17 protein-coding genes are annotated in these 19,114 nt (G+C 66.9%); 11 read left to right on the forward strand and 6 right to left on the reverse strand.

From position 1 onward, the window contains the following. Positions 1-14 precede the first annotated feature (14 nt). On the forward strand, positions 15-1,961 hold the full coding sequence (locus A3CE_RS0122710; protein ID WP_020642413.1) for an ABC transporter ATP-binding protein: 1,947 nt from the start codon (positions 15-17) through the stop codon (positions 1,959-1,961). Here the strand turns inward: A3CE_RS0122710 and A3CE_RS0122715 are convergent. Beyond that, entirely contained in the window at positions 1,958-2,539 is a 582-nt protein-coding gene (locus A3CE_RS0122715; RefSeq protein ID WP_020642414.1) for a quinone oxidoreductase family protein, read from the reverse strand. The genes A3CE_RS0122710 and A3CE_RS0122715 overlap by 4 nt on opposite strands. A 23-nt stretch (positions 2,540-2,562) precedes the next feature. On the opposite strand from A3CE_RS0122715, the gene A3CE_RS51495 reads away from it, so the two are divergent. The 5 genes from A3CE_RS51495 to A3CE_RS0122740 are packed head-to-tail and all read left to right on the forward strand — an operon-like array spanning position 2,563 to position 10,429. After that, positions 2,563-3,024 (forward strand): TetR/AcrR family transcriptional regulator, encoded by a 462-nt coding sequence (locus A3CE_RS51495; RefSeq protein ID WP_020642415.1) that lies wholly within the window; start codon positions 2,563-2,565, stop codon positions 3,022-3,024. Between the two features lie 41 nt (positions 3,025-3,065). Further along, entirely contained in the window at positions 3,066-3,527 is a 462-nt protein-coding gene (locus tag A3CE_RS0122725) for an FxsA family protein (RefSeq protein ID WP_020642416.1), read from the forward strand. A 58-nt stretch (positions 3,528-3,585) separates the two neighbouring features. Next, entirely contained in the window at positions 3,586-5,139 is a 1,554-nt protein-coding gene (locus A3CE_RS0122730; protein WP_020642417.1) for a TIGR02677 family protein, read from the forward strand. Continuing rightward, on the forward strand, positions 5,136-6,329 hold the full coding sequence (locus A3CE_RS0122735; RefSeq protein ID WP_020642418.1) for a TIGR02678 family protein: 1,194 nt from the start codon (positions 5,136-5,138) through the stop codon (positions 6,327-6,329). The genes A3CE_RS0122730 and A3CE_RS0122735 overlap by 4 nt, the downstream gene beginning before the upstream one ends. After that, positions 6,326-10,429, forward strand: a complete 4,104-nt coding sequence (locus tag A3CE_RS0122740) for a TIGR02680 family protein (RefSeq protein WP_020642419.1) — start codon at positions 6,326-6,328, stop codon at positions 10,427-10,429. Before A3CE_RS0122735 ends, A3CE_RS0122740 begins: the two co-directional genes overlap by 4 nt. A 30-nt stretch (positions 10,430-10,459) precedes the next feature. Here A3CE_RS0122740 and A3CE_RS51500 read toward each other — a convergent pair whose 3' ends face one another. Further along, positions 10,460-10,717: a hypothetical protein gene (locus A3CE_RS51500; protein ID WP_020642420.1), complete on the reverse strand. Its 258-nt coding sequence runs from the start codon at positions 10,715-10,717 to the stop codon at positions 10,460-10,462. A gap of 113 nt (positions 10,718-10,830) precedes the next feature. Between A3CE_RS51500 and A3CE_RS0122750 the strand changes: the two genes are divergently transcribed. The 4 genes from A3CE_RS0122750 to A3CE_RS55315 all read left to right on the forward strand — a co-directional run bounded on the left by A3CE_RS0122750 (position 10,831) and on the right by A3CE_RS55315 (position 15,180). Then, positions 10,831-11,715 carry a helix-turn-helix domain-containing protein gene (locus A3CE_RS0122750; protein WP_026468758.1) on the forward strand — a complete coding sequence of 295 codons (885 nt, stop codon included), beginning with the start codon at positions 10,831-10,833 and terminating at the stop codon, positions 11,713-11,715. Between the two features lie 21 nt (positions 11,716-11,736). After that, a complete protein-coding gene (locus tag A3CE_RS0122755; RefSeq protein ID WP_020642422.1) occupies positions 11,737-11,955 on the forward strand; it encodes a DUF397 domain-containing protein in 219 nt (72 codons plus the stop codon). Positions 11,956-12,052: 97 nt separating this feature from the next. Then, entirely contained in the window at positions 12,053-13,180 is a 1,128-nt protein-coding gene (locus tag A3CE_RS0122760; RefSeq protein WP_020642423.1) for a TIGR02679 family protein, read from the forward strand. A gap of 326 nt (positions 13,181-13,506) precedes the next feature. After that, a complete protein-coding gene (locus A3CE_RS55315) occupies positions 13,507-15,180 on the forward strand; it encodes a DUF262 domain-containing protein (RefSeq protein ID WP_125591666.1) in 1,674 nt (557 codons plus the stop codon). Positions 15,181-15,223: 43 nt separating this feature from the next. Here the strand turns inward: A3CE_RS55315 and A3CE_RS55320 are convergent, their stop codons facing one another. The 3 genes from A3CE_RS55320 to A3CE_RS0122775 form a co-directional block, all read right to left on the reverse strand. Further along, positions 15,224-16,162, reverse strand: a complete 939-nt coding sequence (locus tag A3CE_RS55320) for a YDG/SRA domain-containing protein (protein ID WP_084641719.1) — start codon at positions 16,160-16,162, stop codon at positions 15,224-15,226. 53 nt (positions 16,163-16,215) lie between these two features. Beyond that, complete coding sequence (locus A3CE_RS0122770) at positions 16,216-16,767, reverse strand: SCP2 sterol-binding domain-containing protein (RefSeq protein WP_026468760.1); 552 nt, start codon at positions 16,765-16,767, stop codon at positions 16,216-16,218. A 67-nt stretch (positions 16,768-16,834) separates the two neighbouring features. Further along, a complete protein-coding gene (locus A3CE_RS0122775) occupies positions 16,835-17,497 on the reverse strand; it encodes an SCP2 sterol-binding domain-containing protein (RefSeq protein WP_020642426.1) in 663 nt (220 codons plus the stop codon). A gap of 126 nt (positions 17,498-17,623) precedes the next feature. On the opposite strand from A3CE_RS0122775, the gene A3CE_RS0122780 reads away from it, so the two are divergent. Next, on the forward strand, positions 17,624-18,280 hold the full coding sequence (locus A3CE_RS0122780) for a TetR/AcrR family transcriptional regulator (protein ID WP_026468762.1): 657 nt from the start codon (positions 17,624-17,626) through the stop codon (positions 18,278-18,280). On the opposite strand, the gene A3CE_RS0122785 is transcribed toward A3CE_RS0122780, so the two are convergent. Next, on the reverse strand, positions 18,272-19,114 hold the full coding sequence (locus A3CE_RS0122785; RefSeq protein ID WP_020642428.1) for a MaoC family dehydratase: 843 nt from the start codon (positions 19,112-19,114) through the stop codon (positions 18,272-18,274). The genes A3CE_RS0122780 and A3CE_RS0122785 overlap by 9 nt on opposite strands.

Raw genomic sequence — 19,114 nt, forward strand, 5'->3', positions numbered from 1 at the left:
GCGGTGGGGGCGGCATGGAGTTCATGCTGGCTCGGCGAGGAAGACGGCGGCACGCCACGACGGTCCCGGAAAGCGGGCTCACCGGACCGGTCGAAATCCCCGAGCCCAAGCCCGAGGACCAGCCGAAAGACCTGCGCTCCCGGCTGAAGCGCGCGAAGACGTCCCTGGCGGGCACGGTCCGTGGCCTGCCGAAGGTCGTGAAGCTGACGTGGCAGGCCAGCCCGATCCTGACGATCCTGCTGGCGTTGATCACGCTGCTGTCGGGACTGCTGCCGACCGTGACCGCGTACATCGCGAAGCTGCTTCTCGACTCCGTCGTCGCGGCGATCCAGCATCGCGGCACCACGGGCGACATCGTGAACGTCGCGTTGTTCCAGTTCGGCGTGCTGGCCGCGACGGCGATCAGCAGCGCGCTGACGTCGATCGCGCAGTCCCTGCTGCAGGAACGCATGACGCTGACCATCCGCCACCAGGTGATGGCGCACGCCAGCGAGCTGCACCTGGCGTACTTCGAGGGCTCGACGTCGTACGACATGCTGCGCCAGGCCGCGCAGGAGGCGCCGACGCGGCCGCTGTCGATGATGAACTCCGCGCTGGGGCTCGTGCGGACGCTGATCACGTTCGGCAGCATGGTCGCGCTGCTCGTCGCGGTCAGCCCGCTGCTGGCCCTGGTCGCGCTGGTGGCGCCGATCCCGGCGTTCATCTCGCAGTCGAAGTACGGCTCGCGCGCGTTCTGGCTGACGTTCCTGATGTCGCCGATCAAGCGGCGGATGGACTACCTGTCCTCGCTGGTCACCACGGACACCTACGCCAAGGAGACGAAGCTGTTCGGGCTCGGCCCGTACTTCGTCGACCGGTTCCGCCGGCTCGGCCTCGTCTCGTACGAGCGGCAGCGGAAGCTGACGATCAACCGCAACATCAGCTCGACGTCCTGGGGGCTGCTGAGCACGTTCGCGGGCTCGGCGATCGCGCTGTACATCGCGCTGGAGGCGGTCGGCGGACGGCTCACGCTGGGGGACCTGGCGCTGTACACGGCCGCGGCGGCGTCGGTGCAGACGTCGGTGTCCGGGCTGTTCACGGCGTTTTCGGGGATGTACGAGAACAATCTCTACCTCGACACGCTGTACCGGTTCCTGGACACGGAACCGGAGATCACGGCACCGGCGTCGCCACGCACCTTCCCGTCCACAGTGGAGGGACACATCGAGTTCGATTCGGTGACCTTCACCTACCCCGGCGCGGAGGAACCGGCGCTCGACAACGTCAGCTTCGAGATCCGGCCCGGCGAGACGGTGGCGGTCGTGGGCCGCAACGGCGCGGGCAAGTCGACGCTGTTCAAGCTGCTCTGCCGGCTCTACGACCCGACCGGCGGCACGATCCGCCTCGACGGCGTCGACATCCGCGAGTACGACCCGGTCGAGCTGCGGACGCGGATCAGCGCGATGTTCCAGGACTACGTGACGTACCAGGGCACGGCCGCGGAGAACATCGGCCTCGGCGACCTGACCCGGCTCGAGGACCGCCCGCACGTCGAGGACTCGGCGCGCCGCGCGGGCGCGGACGAGCGCATCGAGCGGCTGCCGCAGGGGTACGACAGCCCGCTCGGGCGCTGGTTCGACCAGGGCGTGAGCCTCTCTGGTGGTGAGTGGCAGAAGATCGCGCTGGCCAGGGCGTTCCAGCGGGAGGCGCCCCTGTTGATCCTCGACGAGCCGACGTCGGCGCTGGACGCGCAGGCCGAGCACGACTTGTTCTCGCGGCTGCGTGAGCTGTCCGAGGGCCGCACGACGCTGTACATCTCGCACCGGTTCTCGACGGTGCGCCAGGCGGAGCGGATCCTGTTGCTGGACCACGGAAAGGTCGCCGAGTACGGCACGCACGAGGAGCTGATGGCGGCGAAGGCGGGCTACGCCGAGCTGTTCACCCTCCAGGCCCAGGCGTACCTCGACGAGGTGCCGAGCTAGGGAACGAGCACGACCTTGCCGATGCCCTCGCGGCTCTCGACGCGCGCGTGCGCCGCGGCGACGTCGGCGAGGGGATAGGTCCGGTCGAGCACGGGGGTCAGCGTGCCGTCCGCGACGAGGCGAAGCGCCTCGTCGCGGACGGCCGCGACCCGCTTCCCGTAGGCGTCCGGACCGCCGAAGCCGATCACGGTCAGCCCGCGGGGAATGAGGTCGGTGACAGAGAAGACCGGCAGCTCGCCGCTGAGCATGCCGTAGGCGAGGATCCGGCCGAACGGGCCGAGTTTCGCGGTGAGCTCGGCGGCGCGCGGGCCACCGATCGACTCGAAGACGACGTCGAGACCTTCGGGCACCTTCTGCCGCCAGTCCGGATCGTCGTGGTCGATGTCGGCCTTTCCCTTACCGGCAGTGGCCACGACTCGAACGCCTTTTTGTTCGGTGAGCCGGGCCAGGTAGCCACCGATCGCCCCGGAGACGGCCTCGACCAGCACGGTTTCGCCTGCTTTGACGTCCGCGGTGTTCATCAAGGCGAGCGCCACGGAGGCCGGAACGGCAGCGGGCTGCTCCTCGACCTTGAGCACTTCGGGTCCCCCCGTGTCAGTCAATGGACCGCGTCGCGGCCGCGGCCGGCGTCGGCAAGGGCACGGTGTTCCACCGCTTCGGCAACCGCGAAGGCCTGATGCGTGCGCTGGTGGAGTCCCGAGTCGAGACACTGTCGGCCGCTTTGGAGTCGGGCCCACCCCCGCTGGGCCCGGGCGCACCCCCAGCCGAGCGGCTGGGGGCGTTCTTCGACGCGGTGATCGAGCTGGCTTCGAAGAACGTCAAGGTGATGGCGGCGTTCGAGCAGGCGTCGACGGACCGCCTGAGCAGCCCGATCTACCTGTCGTGGCACGCGCACGTGTCAGGGTTGATCGCGTCGGCGGCGCCTTCGCTCGACGCCGACCTGGTAGCGCACCTGCTGCTGGGCTCGTTGCACAGCGACCTGATGCTGCGTTTTTTGAAAACAGGCGAGACAGACCGCCTGGCCGCGGGGCTGCGCTCGATGGTCTCCACGTTGCTGCGCTGATCGGCCGGGAGCAAATCGGACAGCTTGTTCGTTGTCCAGGTATGGCTGTCGCGTTCTTGCTCTACGTCTTCGCCGAGATCGCCGCGATCTGGGCGGTGGGTTCGGCCGTCGGCGTGCTCGGCACGCTGGCCCTCCTGCTGGCCGGAGCCTTCTTGGGCTCGTGGCTGGCCCGCCGAGAGGGCGGCAAGGCGATGAGGGCGTTCGTCGAGTCGGCCCGATTGGGGCGTCCATCGGAGAAGGAACTGACCGACGGAATGCTCGTCGGCCTCGGCGGGGTGTTGATCCTGGTCCCTGGCTTCGTCAGTGACGTGCTCGGGCTGCTGCTGATCCTCCCGCCGTCGCGCGCGGTGGCCCGCCGGCTGTGGCTGCGGCGGATGGAAAAGCGGGCCGTCCGGTTCGCCAACCAGCGGCGGGGGCCGGCGATGGTGGTGGACAGCGAAGTGGTGGACGAAGAGCCGCGACGTCAACCCACGGTCATCGAAGGCCGTGTCATCGAGGGTTAGCGCGAATACTGTCGGTGCCCACCCGTACCCTCGGCAGGGGTCCGGGAGGAGAAAGGCAGTGCAGGATTTCCAGCCGTTCGCGCATCTGACGGCACCGAACACCGCCCTATACCGGAGCGTCATGGGCGCGTTCGTCCAGGCCAAGCGCCGTTTCACCGTGCACCTGCGCCCGGAGGACGTGCGCGAAACCCTGGACGACGTCGAGCTGACCTCGGTCGCCGACGCCCTCGCAAAGCTCGTCAGCTGGGGGAACCTGCGGGCCGACCCCGACACGAGCCGCGTCACCACGGTCGAGGACTTCCACCGCGCCCGATTCCTGTACCAGCTGACCGAGCGTGGCGAGGCCGCCGAGCAGGCACTCACCGCCTACGACGAGGCCCTCGGCAGGCGCGGCGCACTGCAGGCCGTCGCCCTGTCCGACATCGCCACCCAGCTGCAGGCCTTGCTGGAGCTCTCCCGGCAGGCCGCCCCCGATCCGGCGAAAGTACATCTGCTGCTCCGCGGCCTGGTCGACCGCTTCACCGACCTGGCCGGGAACGCACAGGCCTTCATGGGCTCGCTCCAGCGCACCATCGACCTCCACGATGCCGACATCGATGCTTTCCGTGCCTACAAGGACCGGCTCATCGACTACCTCGAACGCTTCATCCGGGACCTGGTCGGCACCGGCGGGAAGATCGCGTCGCTGATCGAGGAGATCGAAGGGCCCGGCGTGGGCGCGCTGCTGGACATCGCCGCTTGGCGGGAAGCGGAAGACGCCGCGCCAGGACACAGTGACGGCACAGACGACCCGCGGCGGCCGGAGTTCGAGCGCGTCCGGCCGCTCTGGCAGGAGCGGTGGCACGGCGTGCGTGCCTGGTTCGTCAGCGCGCCACAGCACCCGAGCCAGGCGAAACTCCTTCGCTCACAGGCGCGCGCGGCGATCCCGCAACTGCTGCAGGTCGTGGCCGCGCTCAACGAACGACGGTCCGGGAGATCCGACCGCTCCGCCGATTTCCGCAGCCTGGCGAAGTGGTTCGCGGAGGCGCCGGACGACGCCGCGCTGCACCGGCTGTGGCGGTCCGCGTTCGGGCTGTCCGCGTCCCGGCACCTGACGATCGACTCGGACACGCTCCAAGCACGGGACGAGAACCCGGTCCCGGCCGGCACGCCCTGGGCGCAGGCACCGTCCCTGGAAATCAGCCCGCGCCTGCGCAAGACCGGCAGCTACGAGCGCCGTGGCAAGCCGAACCGCGTGGTCGACCGCTCCGAACAACGCCGGTACCTCGCCGAGCTGGCCGCCCGCGAAGCCGCCGAAACGGCCGCCGCGCGGGCCGCGCTGGTGACCGGCCGCCCGACCCGGCTGACCGACCTCGGCGAGCTCGACCCGGCCGCGTTCCGGCTGTTCCTGGCCCTGCTCGGGGACGCGCTCGCCGCCCGGACGCCCGGGAAGCGCGCGGTCGGCACGACGACAGTGTCCAACTCGGACGGCAGCATGGCCATCCGGCTGACCGCGCTGGAGAACGCCGAACTCGCGGAGATCAAGACGCCGCACGGGATTTTCCGCGGCCCGGATCACCTGGTCGACATCGTGGATCTCACCGCGGACGACGTCGAGGAGGCGAGTGCGTGAGTTCGCTGGCCGACGCCCTGTCCGTGTCCCGCGCCGACGAGTTCCGCCGGGCCGCCCGTGCCCTGCTCCGGCGTCCGATCATCCGCGCGGCGGGACAGGGGTCCGACGATTTCACCTTGATCCGCAGGCACACGAGTGAACTGCGCGCCTGGTTCGACCGCAACACCGGCTGGCGGCTGACCGTCGACAGCGAGGTCGCCCGGCTGGTCAAGACCGTCGCCACCACGGCGGATCACACCCATCCGGCCCGCGATGTCCGTTCGAAGCAGCCGTTCGGCCGCCGCCGTTACGTGCTGCTCTGCCTCGCGCTGGCGACCTTGGAGCGCGCCGACGCCCAGATCACGCTCGGCCGGCTCGCCGAGCAGGTCGTGCTGGCCGCGGCCGACCCGGAGCTGACCGGAGCCGGGATCACCTTCACCCTCCAAGGTCGCGAAGAGCGGACGGACCTGGTCTCGGTGGTCCGGCTCCTGCTCGATCTGGGCGTGCTCAGCCGGGTCTCGGGCGACGAGGACGCGTTCGTCAAGGACACCGGCGACGTCCTTTACGACGTCGAACGCCGGGTCCTCGCCGGGTTGCTCGCCGCGCCACGTGGCCCGTCGACCGTCCAGGCCACGGCCTTCGAAGATCGGCTCGCGGCTCTCACCGCGGAGCTCTCGCCCACCACGGACGAGCTGCGCAACCAGCGCATCCGGCAGCAGCTGACCCGGCGGCTCCTGGACGAGCCGGTGCTCTACTACGACGAGCTCACCGAAGCCGAATTCGCCTATCTGAACAGCCAGCGCGGTGCGATCACGGCCCGAATCGTCGAGCTGACCGGCCTGAAGGCCGAGGTCCGCGCCGAGGGCATCGCGATGGTCGACCCGGCCGACGACCTCACGGACGTCCGGATGCCCGAGACCGGAACCGAGGGCCACGCGACGTTGCTGCTCGCGGAGTACCTCGCGAGCAGCACTGGCCGGGCGGTGCTGCTCACCGAGCTGCACGCCAAGATCCGCGAGTTCGCCGCGGAAAACCGCAGCTACTGGCGGCGCAATTCGGCCGAGCCCGGCGCCGAAACCGAGTTGACCGCGGCGGCGCTGGTGCGGCTGGAAGCGTTGCGGCTGATCACCATGACCGCCGAGACGGTCACCGCTCGCCCGGCGCTGTCCCGCTACGCGCTGGCCGAACCGACGATTCAGGAACGCCGATGACCCGCCGCCTGCCCGAACCGGCCCTGACCCGCTGGCAGCCCCTGCGGGCCGGGCTGGTCGACCTCTTCTACTACGACACCGAGGAGTTCTGGTTCCGCGACGGCCGGTTGCTGCTGCGCGGCAACAACGGCACCGGCAAGTCCAAGGTGCTCGCGCTGATGCTGCCGTTCCTGCTGGACGGCGATCTGTCGCCGCACCGCGTCGAACCGGACGCCGACCCGAAGAAGAAGATGGAGTGGAACCTCCTGCTCGGCGGAGCCCATCCGTATCCGGAACGGCTCGGCTACACCTGGCTGGAGTTCGGCCGGATCGACGAGGACGGCGAGCCCCGGTTCCACACTCTCGGCTGCGGGATGAAGGCCGTGTCCGGCAAGGGAATCGCGCGGCACTGGTACTTCGTCACCGAGCAGCGCGTGGGCGCCGGGCTGGAGCTGCTCGACGCGACAGGAACGGCGTTGAGCCGGGACAGGCTCGGCGACGCCCTCGGCGAGCACGGCACGATCTACGACCGCGCCCGCAACTACCGGCGTGCCGTCGACGAGGCGTTGTTCGGCTTCGGCGAACAACGATACGGCGCTCTGGTGGACCTGCTGGTCCAGCTGCGCCAGCCGCAGTTGTCGAAGCGCCCCAGCGAAAAGGCGTTGTCGGCGGCACTCACCGAGGCGTTGCCGCCGCTGGACCAGGCGGTCGTCGCGGATGTCGCCGAGGCGTTCCGCAGCCTGGAGGAGGACCGCGAGTCGCTCCGCGCGATGAACGAAGCACACGACGCGGCGAAGTCGTTCCTCGGGCACTACAGCCGTTACGCGCGGATCGCGTCACGACGTCGTGCGGCGCGGCCGCGCAGTGCCCAGGCCGAGTACCGGCGGGTCAGTGAGAACCTAGCCGCCGCCGAGACGGCGTACCAGGTAGCCGAAACCGCGTTGACCACGGCGAAGGCCCGCCTCGAAGAACTGGGCACCGAGCGGAAACGTCTGCAAGCCAGAGACGAAGCCCTGCGCGCCAGCCCGGAAATGCGCAGCGCGCGCGAGCTCGAACGCGCCGCCGAGGACGCCCGAAAGCTCACCGAGCGTGCCGGTCAGCTCGCCGGCGAGCGGACTCACGCCATCACGAAGCTCGCCACTCGCCGGGAACGGCACGAGCGCGCCGGGTCCCGGCTCGCGTCAGCCCGCGCCAACCTGGACACAGCGCGGGTAGCCGCCCGAGAAGCCGCGGAACTCGCGAGGATCACCGGTCCGCACACCGAGCGGATCGACGGGGCACTGACCGGAAGCCCCGACCTTGCCCGGCTGCGGGCCGGCGCGGAGCAGCTGGCCACGCGTCAGAAGGACGCGATCGACCAGGTCCACGCGTTGATCCGCGCCGCCGGGAAAGCCCTCGGGGAGCTGGCCGAAGCCCGCCGGAAGGTCGACGAGCTGGACGCCGAGGCCGACGACCTCGCGCAGCGCCGGACCGGGGCCGCGACCACGGTCACCGAACGTGGCACCGAGCTGGTCACCGGGGTGCGGCGCCACCTCGACGCGGCCATCGAGCTGCGGCTGGCCGATCCGGCCGCCACGCTGGCCGAACTGGAGTTGTGGGTCGAAACCCTCGACGGCCCGAACCCGGCAACCGCCGCGGCCGCCGCCACCGGCCAAACCGCCGCTGCGGCCCTCGCGCGTGCCGACGCGGCTCGCGAAGCCGAAGAACGCGCGGCGCGGCTTCGCCTCGATGAGCTGGCCGCCGAGATCGAACGGCTGGAGCGGGGCGACCACAATGCCCCGCCGGTGCCTTACACCAGGCAGAACACCGATCGTGTCGATCGGGCCGGTGCGCCGTTCTGGCAGCTCGTCGACTTCTCCGCCGAGGTGGAGCCGGCGGCTCGCGCGGGGCTGGAAGCGGCTCTGGAAGGCGCGGGCATCCTTGATGCCTGGGTCACCCCGGCCGGTGAGCTGCTCGCACCGGACACCGAGGACGTCGTCCTCGTCCCGCGCGGGCAAGCCGGCGGGGCAAGCCTGGCCACCGCGCTGATCCCGGCGGTGGACCGGGAGAACCCGCACGCCAACGCCGTTTCCGAGGAGACCGTGGCCGAGTTGCTCGGCTCCATCGGTCTCGGCGAGAACAGCGACACGTGGGTACGCGTGGATGGCGCGTACCGCGTCGGCGTGCTGACCGGTTCGTGGCACAAGCCCGCCGCCGAGTACGTCGGCCGCGGCGCTCGTGAAGCCGCGCGACGCGCTCGCCTGGCGACCCTTCGCGCCGAGCTGTCCACAGTGGAATCCCAGCTCGACGAGCTGGCCGAAGCCCGGCGCGTCCTCCATGCCCGCCAGGTCACCCTCGCCGCGGAGGTGTCCGGCCTTCCGGGCGACGAGGCGCTGCGCGAAGCACACTCCGACGTCAAGCGTCTCGCCGAGGAAGCACAACGGCTGGTCGCGAAGCAGTCGATCGCGGCCGAGACGGTCCGGCTGGCCACCGAGCGCGCCGAAACCGCGCAAGTCACCCTCGACGAGGGCGCCACCGATGCGGGGTTGCCCGCCACCGCGGCCGAACTGTCCGAAGTAGAAAGTGGACTCAACGCCTACCGCACCGCGCTGGCCGGGTTGTGGCCGACAGCCGGTCTCGTCACCGAGGCGGGCCGCGAAGCGGACGAGGCAGCGGGCGAACTCGAGGAAGCGGAACTCCACCTGACGGACGTGGCGGAGCGCTCGGCCACGGCCGAGCACGAGGCGGCCGGCGCGACCGAACGGCACCGGACCCTCCGGGAAACGGTCGGTGCCGCCGTCGCCGAACTCGAAGCACACCTCGCCGAGGTCGCGAAAGCTCTCCGCACCAACGAAGCCGACGCCGAAACCGCCGGACGCGAACGGGACGCGGCGATCAACGCCCGCGGCAAGGCCGACGGCCGTCGCGAAACCCTCAAGGACGAGCTGGAAGCCGCGACCGCCGAACGTGCCTCGGCCGCCGATTCGCTCCGGCGGTTCGCCGCCACCGGGCTCCTGGCCATCGCACTGCCGGACCTCGCTGTCCCGGACCCTGGCGAACCGTGGGCACCCGACCCGACCGTCCGGCTGGCCAGGCGGATCAACGATGAACTCGCCGACCTCCCGGATGACGACAACGCGTGGGACCGCGCGCAGAAACGCGTCAACGACGAACTCAAGACGCTCACCGACACGCTTTCGCGACAGGGCAGCAAAGCGTCCGGTGACCTGCTCGAAGACGGTCTGGTCGTCGAGGTCGAGTTCCGCGGCAAACCCGCGACCGTCCCCGAACTGACGAGCGCGCTGGGCACCGAGGTCGGCGACCGGGAACGCCTGTTGAGCGAGCGGGAACGCGAGATCCTGGAAAACCACCTGATCAACGAGGTGGCGAGCACCCTGCAGGAACTCATTTCCGCGGCCGAGGCCCAGGTCGCCCGGATGAACGACGAGCTGGACGATCGCCCGACGAGCACCGGAATGCGCCTACGGCTGCAGTGGAAACCGCGTGAAGACGGCCCGGCTGGGCTGGCCGCGGCACGGGAGCGGCTGCTGCGGCAGACCGCCGACGCCTGGTCGGAGGCGGACCGCGCCGCCGTCGGCGGCTTCCTGCAGGCCAGGATCGCGGAAGTCCGCGCCCGGGACGCGTCCGGCACCTGGCTGGAGCATCTCACCGAAGCGCTCGACTACCGCGCCTGGAACCGGTTCGTCATCCAGCGCCACCAGAACGGCCAGTGGAAACCGGCCACCGGCCCGGCCTCGGGCGGCGAGCGGGTGCTGGCCGCGAGCGTGCCGCTGTTCGCCGCGGCGTCCTCGCACTACGCGTCCGCGGGCAGTCCGCACGCCCCGCGCCTGGTGACCCTGGACGAAGCCTTCGCCGGCGTCGACGACAACGCCCGCGCGAAGTATCTGGGCCTGCTCGCGGCGTTCGACCTGGACGTGGTGATGACCAGCGAACGGGAATGGGGCTGCTACCCGGAGGTGCCGGGCCTGGCGATTTCCCAGCTGTCCCGGGTCGACGGGGTGAACGCGGTCCTGGTCACGAACTGGGCGTGGGACGGCCACCGGCGCTCGAAGCTGGAGCGCCCCGCCGCGGTCGCCGAGCCGGAACCGGTCGCCGCGGCGACGGACGGCCTCTGGGACTGATCAGGCAACCCACACCACCCGCGCCGACACCTACGGATGCCGGGCGAAACTCCGCAACGCCCGGTCCGGGGTGCGGTAGGACATCCGCAGCGCACCACCGACGCTGATCACTTCGACCTCGTCCTCGTCGTCGAAAGCCATGCCCCACGCGGCGATCCGTGCGTCAAAGCGGTCTCCGTACTCCTGCACGATGGCGAACAACCGCGGTGCGAAGGTGGCGACCATGCCGTTGACCAGTTCGTCGAACTCCGCCTGATCACAAAGCGGGCCTTCCTCGTCGGCTACCATCCGGACCTCCTACGGAGAGTGTTTGCACCGGTACCCGGTGTACGTCTAACCTGACCATAGACAGTCCACTTCCGAAAACTGGAAGTTCCACCTTTCACTCGATCGGAGGCCTGGTGACCGCAGGTATGGGCGGCAACGTGTCGATCGTCCGCCGTTGGCAGCTCGCCGCGACGGTGAAAGTCCTCCGGGAGAGAGCGAATCTCACCCAGGACGAAGCCGTCGATCGACTTCGGCAGGGCGAGGGCAACTGGTCACGGTCGAAGCTGTCCCGAGTCGAAAACCGGGAGCACAACCTCAGGCCCCGCGAGGTCAGCCAGCTTCTGACCGCTTATGGAATCGATGATCCGGAAGCCCTGGAGGCGTTGGCCCAGCTCGCCATCGACTCGCGCAAGCGCGACTGGTGGCACCAGTACCAAGGCGCCGTGGCCACAATGGTCCAGCCGCTGCTCAGCCTGGAAAGCGGTCTGGTCGCGATGCGCGACTTCCAGAACCAGCTCATCCACGGCCTGTTGCAGACCTCCGATTACGCGCGGGCCCTGATTCTCTCGATGAGTGCCGAGCAGTACACGGCCGGCGAGCTGGAACAACGGGTCGCGGCCAGGATCGCCCGCCAGCAGGTCATCACCAAGACCGACGCACCCGATCTGCACTTCATCCTGGACGAGTTCGTCCTGCACCGGATCGTCGGCGACACGGATGTCATGTATGGCCAGCTACGCAAACTATTGGCCATGACCGAGAAGCCGAACGTCACGATCCAGATCTTGCCCAAGGTCTCCGGCGGCGGCCCGGGCTTGTTCGGACCTTTCTCTCTGCTCACCCTGCCCGACCCCATCCCGGACATCGGCTACTTCGAGGGTCCGCCCGGAACGTTCTACATCGAGGATCGTGAGCGAGTCCGCTCATGGACACTGCGCTTCGGTATGCTCACCCAGCAGGCGTTGACCGGCGAGAGGTCCGCCGAAGCCATCGCTGAAGCACTTGAGCAGTACCGTTAGCAAGACTGGAGGAGGTCACCGATGAACCCTCTGGCCAACCTCACCTGGCGCAAGAGCAGCTTCTCCAATGACGGCGGCTCCAACGGTGACACCTGCGTGGAGGCGGCTGAGTTGCCGGACGGCCGGATCGCGATCCGCAACAGCAACCATCCGGGCGATGGCGTCACCTACTTCACCCGTGCCGAGATGAGCGCCTGGCTCAAGGGCGTCAAAGCCGGAGAGTTCGACGATCTCACCTGACCTCGACCGGCTCACCCGCCTCCTGGGCGGCGAGCTGACCTGGCTGATCGAGCGGGTCCGCAAGCGCCTCGAACGCGGCGAAACGCTCGACACCTCGGTGACCCTCACAGCCGCCACCCCGGCGCAGCGCGACGCCGTACACCGGCTGCTCGGCCGTCGTCCACGCGCCGGGAACACGCTGACCGTGTCGCTGCCCGCCGTCGACGGGATCCTCCGCAGCTCCGGCGCGAGCCCCGCCGGCCTGCCCGCCGCCATCATCGCCCTGACGGGCCCGATCACCGACCGCAACGAACGCGCGGCCGCCGTCGACGCCGCCTGGCGACGCGCCTTCGCACCGCTGGCCGCTCTCGTCGAAACCCGCCCGGAACTCGCGGACTGGCACACCCGCCTGCACGCGAACGGACTCGTCCGGCGCCTGGCCGGCACCCCCGAATCCGCCGAACCCCTGCTCGCCGACCTCGCGCGAGTCGTCGCCGAACTGCCGTCAGCCGGCGAACCCCTCGGAACGTTCGCCGCCCGCACGGCCCACGACGCCCACGCCCTCGACGACGGCCGCCCGCTGGCCACCCTCGCCCTCGGCGCCGCCCGCGCGCTGGCCGGCCTGCCGGAGTCGTCGAGCCGGGAAACGTGGGCCGCGGTCGGCGTTCTGCGCGACGACGTCTCCAGCACGGTGCTCACCTTCGGTTTCCCCGGCGACCCGCACACGGCCACCGGCCGCGCCCTCGCCGCGTTCCGTTCCGCCGGCCAGCCGGTGGTCCTGACGCTCCGCCAGCTCGTCGCCGACCCACCCCGCCTGACCGCGATCCCGGTCGCCATCTGCGAAAACCCGGTCGTCGTCACGACTGCGGCCGACCGCCTCGGCGTCGCGTGCCCGCCATTGGTGTGCACCCACGGCCAGCCAGGAGCGGCCGTTATGCACCTGCTCCGCGCCCTGGCCGACGCCGGAGCCGAGTTGCGCTACCACGGGGACTTCGACTGGGGCGGCATCCGCATCGCCAACGTCCTCTTCGAGCGCCTCCCGGTCCGCCCTTGGCGTTTCGACGCGGCGACCTACCGCAGGGTGGCCGCCGCCCACCCCGGCACCGCGCTCACCGGTATCCCTGCCGTCGCCAGTTGGGACCCGGACCTCGCACCGGCGATGACCGAACTCGCTACGAAAGTCGAGGAAGAAAGCGTCCTCGACTCGCTGATTCGCGACCTCCCACCGTATCCGGGCAGTCTCTGAACTTTTGATGCGCCGCTGATTCGAACCCGGGTTGTCACACTGAGTCGATTGGGCCCGCCCAGGTGTGCAGCCTTCTGAGCAACGCATAAGACCTACCCACCGTCGACCCTAACGCAGCGTCAGATACCTCTAGCTCAAGCGAGCCCGACATGACACGATCGAGTGAGCCTTACGTGGCATGACCGCCACCGTAAACCCACAGCCTGGTCTTCAGGTGCCACTGAGCCGCAGTTTGAGGGAGGTAGCGCCAGAGCGCTTCGCACCGAGTCGATAGTCATTCGCGCCGACACGACAGAATTCTCAAGCTTAGCAAGGAAAGGCAATAAGTGGCAAAGAAGCTTGAAAGTGAGATGATCCCACTAACGAAACTTTTCTCACAAGACTTCTTCTTCCGAATTCCAGAATACCAGCGCCCCTTCCTGTGGGATGACGAAGATTTCACAAATTTGATTGACGATCTCGACTCCGCTCAACGTGACGAGCCATATTTTCTCGGAACTCTCGTTCTACACAAGAGCAGGGACGGGGAGTATGATGTTGTAGATGGGCAGCAGCGACTAACCGCTCTATGTATCCTTTTGGCTTGCATGAGAGATTCACTTGCCACAACTGATGATAATACTCTTACCCTAGAAATACACGAGAAAATATTTCAGGCCGCCAAGAAGCTAGATTCGATCCCCTCCAGGAATAGACTGCAAGTCAAAGATCAAGCAGTTTTCAACGCAATGATCGGAACTCCGGGTGGCACCTCGCAACCGCTAGCTGATTCAGAACTGAAGAACGCCATAAGTCGACGATACGAGTCTGCGCGTTCAGTCTTTTGGGAAAAACTCCACGCGATGCGCGAGCAAGATCGCGAGAGCTTTGCGATCTTCGTCACTCAAAATTGCACGCTCATCTATGTAGCAACTGACACATTCGAGGACGCGTTCCGTCTCTTTACGGTAGTGAACGACAGAGGGAAGCAGCTTCGACGGATAGATGTCCTGAAGGCTTACAACCTTGACCCGTCCTACGTAACGACAGCCGACTCAAGAGCAAAATACGCACTCCAATGGGAGGAGATGGAGAATCAGCTCGGCGAAACACAATTCGAGAATATCTTCAGCCTGTTGCGATTGATATACATTAAAGAAAAACCTCAATTCGATCTTCATAAAGAATTTGAACAGAAGATCTTAGGTCAGCCCAAGATGCCAAAGCCTGGTCCCGAGTTCTTGGATCAGCTTGAGAAGTACGTTGATCTGTACGACGCGCTCTTCGTTGACAGGGACTATCTCGATCCTGCAGGCGACGCGCCTCACGTCGCTTACCAAACACTAATGGAAGCGATGGTAACGTACTTCTCAGCTTCCGAGTGGAAGGCCTGCGTTCTCGCCTTCGCGGCGAAGTTTGACAACTGTCGTTTATACGACTTTGTTCTTTTAATCGAAAAGATATACCTCGATCATTGGGTGGCGGGTACTCGAAAGGACGAGCGATATGGCGTCTACACGAGCATACTCAAGAATATTGATAAGGCCACAACACCCGATGAGATAGTCGCAGAAATAACTATCTCGACGTCAAAGATCGAAGATGCCTGTCGCGCACAAAACTTCTACACGGCAAGTCATGCCAAATATCTACTCGTTCGAGCGGAGATTGTCGCAGACGAGCTTGACCACGCTCGACATTTTCAGGTCCGATCCATAGAACACGTCTTGCCGCAGACGCCAAAGAAAGGTGGCAGGTGGGATACAGCTTTTAGTCGCAGTGAGCGAGAAGAATTGACAGACAGCGCCGGAAATTTGGTTCTTCTGAGCAAGAGTAAGAACTCAAAGGCCAGCAATCGAGAGTTTGAACAGAAAAAGGTTACATATCTAAAAGATCGCGTGACCTCGTTCCCTCGGAGCGTTCAGGTCCTGGAATACGAGGAGTGGACACCTGAAATTATCCGCGCTCGCACTGAGACCTTTTCTGCAACGGTGTTACGAGATCCGCATACCAAGCCTTGAAACATACGAACCTACCAGAACAGCGTAATACTACAGTCATCGATTACTCAGTAAACCGCTGACAATGGTAGGCAAGATGCATCTTGTCGATACGGTGAGCCGGACTTCGGCGCAACTCTCCGACCGGCTCACCGTTACATGTCAGAGTGTAGTCCTCGTGGATGATGATTGCGCCGTAGTCGAATTGCACGTGACAGTTAGGACATAGACACAGCATGTTCTCCGGTACATCCGGGCCGTCATGTCCCCCACTCACCGGCTGAATATGTGCTCCCTCAGAATATCCGCGTCCACTCACCTCCAGTCGATTGCCACAAATTTGGCACGTGTGGTCATAGAGTTTCTTCACAGAGTTGGCGACTTCAGCCGAACGTGACACCCTAGATCCATTGACAGCCCGTCGGTCAGGATTTGAATTTCCCAGAGGCAGGCCACCATGCCACTTTTCCGAAGATATCTCGAAACTACCCGAAGGAGTGATGGTATCGACAGGGTCTGCCTTAACCATAACAAACCGACACATCCTGAAATCGTCGATTACTTCATACCGACACTCGACGACGAAATATAACCCGTCATAGCGATAGCCATGCAAAGGTGGATTAAATATGTGAGCATTTCGCCGCTCGTTCTTCCCGCGACCGCGAATTACTCGCACAGGTGCAGCTAGGATCATACTTGTCTTGAGTGCGGCATTTCCTCGAGCTGAGAAGCTCTGGTCAGAAACCTGCTCTTTTGCTTCGTTTTGCCCACCATGCCCAGTATAGATGAGGGTGTCACCACGATCGATATCGTCGTATCCGCCGGACAGCACGATAGATTCGGCTCCTCGTGCAGCCTTTCCAGTGATCCCTGCCCGCACCTCCCGGTGGACGCCCGCTCGGGCCAACTCTTCCCGGCTGGGGAAAAGCTGGCCCTCGGCGACGCCAGGAATCTCCCCGATCTGCCCAGCCTCGGCAGGTCCTTCAGCAGCAAGACTCATGAGTCCACCCTAAAGGTGGACACCGACAGTTTGGTGTCACCGACGTGCGACAGCTAGTCCCCAGACGGCTTGGGGAGGTCGAAGTAGCTGGAGAAGCGCACCGCGGGGGCGTACTCACCCTTCACCTTCACCCGGCCCGTCACGAACATCGCCGCCACCGCCGCGTTGCCCGTCGCCATGCGGATGAAGTCCTCCACCGACAGCGTGATCGTGGTGTCCGGCGTCCGCGACAAGTCCATCGAAGAGACGCACACTCCGTCCTCGATCACCGTCTGGAAGCGGTCGTATCCATCTTCGCCGGAGCCGTCCAAAAAGCGCCACGAAACCACAAAATCCACGTGACGTGCGCGCGACGGTGAGAAATGCTCCGACATTCGCCGGAATATCTCATCCAGAAAAACCGCGCGTAGCTCCGGGTGGCCGGCGATCGCCTTCAGCTGGTCGCGGGAAGCGCGGCGGACCACGTCCACCAAGACGTCCGTCGACAGGGAGCTCAGCTCGATGCCCGCGCCCGCTTCGCCCAGCATGTGCAGGGTTTCCAGAACCTGGGCGAACTGCTCGGGCGTCAGGCGACCGATGACCAGCTTCTCCGCGAACGCGTTCACCACGTGGCCGCCGCGGGCACGATGGGGGCGCGGGAGGCGCCATTTCGCGTTTCGGGGCACGGGCGGACTATACGGGGTGCGGTAAGTCGAAGAAACCGATCAGCCCGGCCGCGAAGGCCAGGTCACCTTTGACTTTGATTCTTCCCGTGACGAACAACACCGCCGGCGTCGCCTGGTGGGTGATGAGCCGGAAGAAGTCGGCCGGGGCGATCGTGATCGTGACGCGGGGGCGGCCGTGCATCTCGCGGCTCACCGTGCACGAGCCGTGCGAAATCGCCGTCTCGTAGCGGTCGTAGCCGCCTTCGCCCACTCCGCCCGAGAGGCGCCAGTGGACCACCGCCTGCAGGTCGCGGGCCCTTTCCGGCCTGATGTGCGCGCCCATGCGGGCGAAGATCTCGTCCAGCACCCGCTCCCGCAGCAGGCGGTCGGAGACGACGCTCTCGAGTTGCGCGCGCGATGCCGAGGCCACCAGGGATGCGAACCGGGCCGGGTCTACTTTGCTCAGGTCGAACGCCGGGGCGCGAGAAGCCAACCGCACGAGCGCGTTCAACAGCCTGCGGAAGTCGTCCTTGCGGAGATCACGCGGATTCAGCGCGTCGGCGAGCGTGTTGACGTCGAGGGAATGGGCCTCGGGGCTCAGCGGGTCGAGGCGCTCCAGCGCGTCGAGCAGCGCTGCCCCCTGGAGCTCCGCGATCCGATCGGCGCTGGTCATCCCGGCGTTTTCGGCCATGGTCACCCCTCTCCAGTTACCCGAGGGTAATACTACTTGCCAGTAGGTAGGCGGGCAAGCGTGCCGAAATCACTCTCGCGGGTCCGCTCCCGGTACCGTCTCCGGGCAGCAACGAGGAGGTCCAGCGTGTCAGAGGAAGACCAGCGTCCGCCCGAACGGGCCAGACGGCTGCCGCGTGCGGTGCGCGAACGGCAGATCCTGGACGCGGCCGTCCAGGTCTTCTCGCGCCACGGCTACCACGCCGCGTCGATGGACGAGATCTCCGACGTCGCCGGCGTCTCGAAGCCGATGATCTACACCTACCTCGGCTCGAAGGAAGACCTCTTCGGCGCGTGCATCCGCCGCGAGGCGACGCGCCTGCTCGAGGCCATCCAGGCCGGCGTGCAGCCCGACCTGCCGCCCGACATGCAGCTCTGGCACGGTCTGCGGTCCTTCTACCGCTTCGTCGCCGAGTACCGCGAGTCGTGGACGGTCCTGCACCGCCAGGCCCTGACTGTCGGCGGTGCGTTCGCCGCGGAGATCACCGACATGCGGGCGCGCGCGATCCAGCTGGTCGCCGTGCTCGTGGTGTCCGCCGGTACCCGCAAGGGCGTTGGCGAGCAGGCCGAGTTTTCCGGCGAAGGCCTGTCCGCGGCGCTGGTCGGGGCGGCCGAGTCGCTGGCCGACTGGGCCCTCGACCACCCCGATATCTCCGACGGCGTCCTGGCTTCCTGGCTGATGAACCTCGTCTGGCTCGGCTTCAACGACCTCATCGAGGGCGCGGTCTGGAAGCCGTCAGAGTGAGCTGATCGAGCCTTCCAGGTGCGGCTTCGACGCGCTCCACAGCTCGAACGCCCACCCCTCCGGAGTAGCCCACGACGTGAAGCCCGCCTTGGCCGGCAGCAGCACCGGCTGCTTGAAGCGGACGTCCACCGTGAACGCCTCCGGCAGCCGCCCCTCGAACGCCGCCAGCGCGTGCGCCTTCGTCCACATGCCGTGCGCGATAGCGCGGGGGAAGCCGAAGAGACGGGCCGTCAGCGCGTGCAGGTGGATGGGGTTGCGGTCTCCCGAAACCTCCGCGTAGCGCCGGCCGATGTCGCCCGGGACCCGCCAGATCGCGTCCGGCGTCGGCGGTACGAGCTGTTCACGCCGCGATGAAGACCCGGAACCCGAGCCGCGCCGCAGGTACGTGCTGACGTCGCGCCAAACCAGGTCGTCCCCGGTCCAGGCTTCGCTGACGACGTCGAACTGACGGCCCTTCTCGTGCGGGCGCAAGTTCTCCGTCCGCACGCGCACGGTCAGCGGCTCGGCCAGCCGCAACGCGCGGTGCTGGGTGATCCGGTTCGCCACGTGCACCATGCCGAGCAGCGGGAACGGGAAACCCGGCTCGGTCATCAGCGCCATCTGCAGCGGGAACGCCAGCATGTGCGGGTACGTCGCCGGCAGCTCGTCGCTCAGCCGGAACCCGCACACCGCGTTGTACGCAGCGAGGTGCGCCGGGTCCACGACGACGCCGGTGCGCACCAGCTCGGTGTCCGGCAGCTCGCCGCCCGACGGCTTGTGCAGGACCCCGCCGAGCAGCGCCTTCGGGTACAGCGTGGCCAGGCTCGGCGTGCTGTCGAGTTCGCGGATCGCCAC

Source organism: Amycolatopsis balhimycina FH 1894, from assembly GCF_000384295.1.
Lineage (GTDB): Bacteria > Actinomycetota > Actinomycetes > Mycobacteriales > Pseudonocardiaceae > Amycolatopsis > Amycolatopsis balhimycina.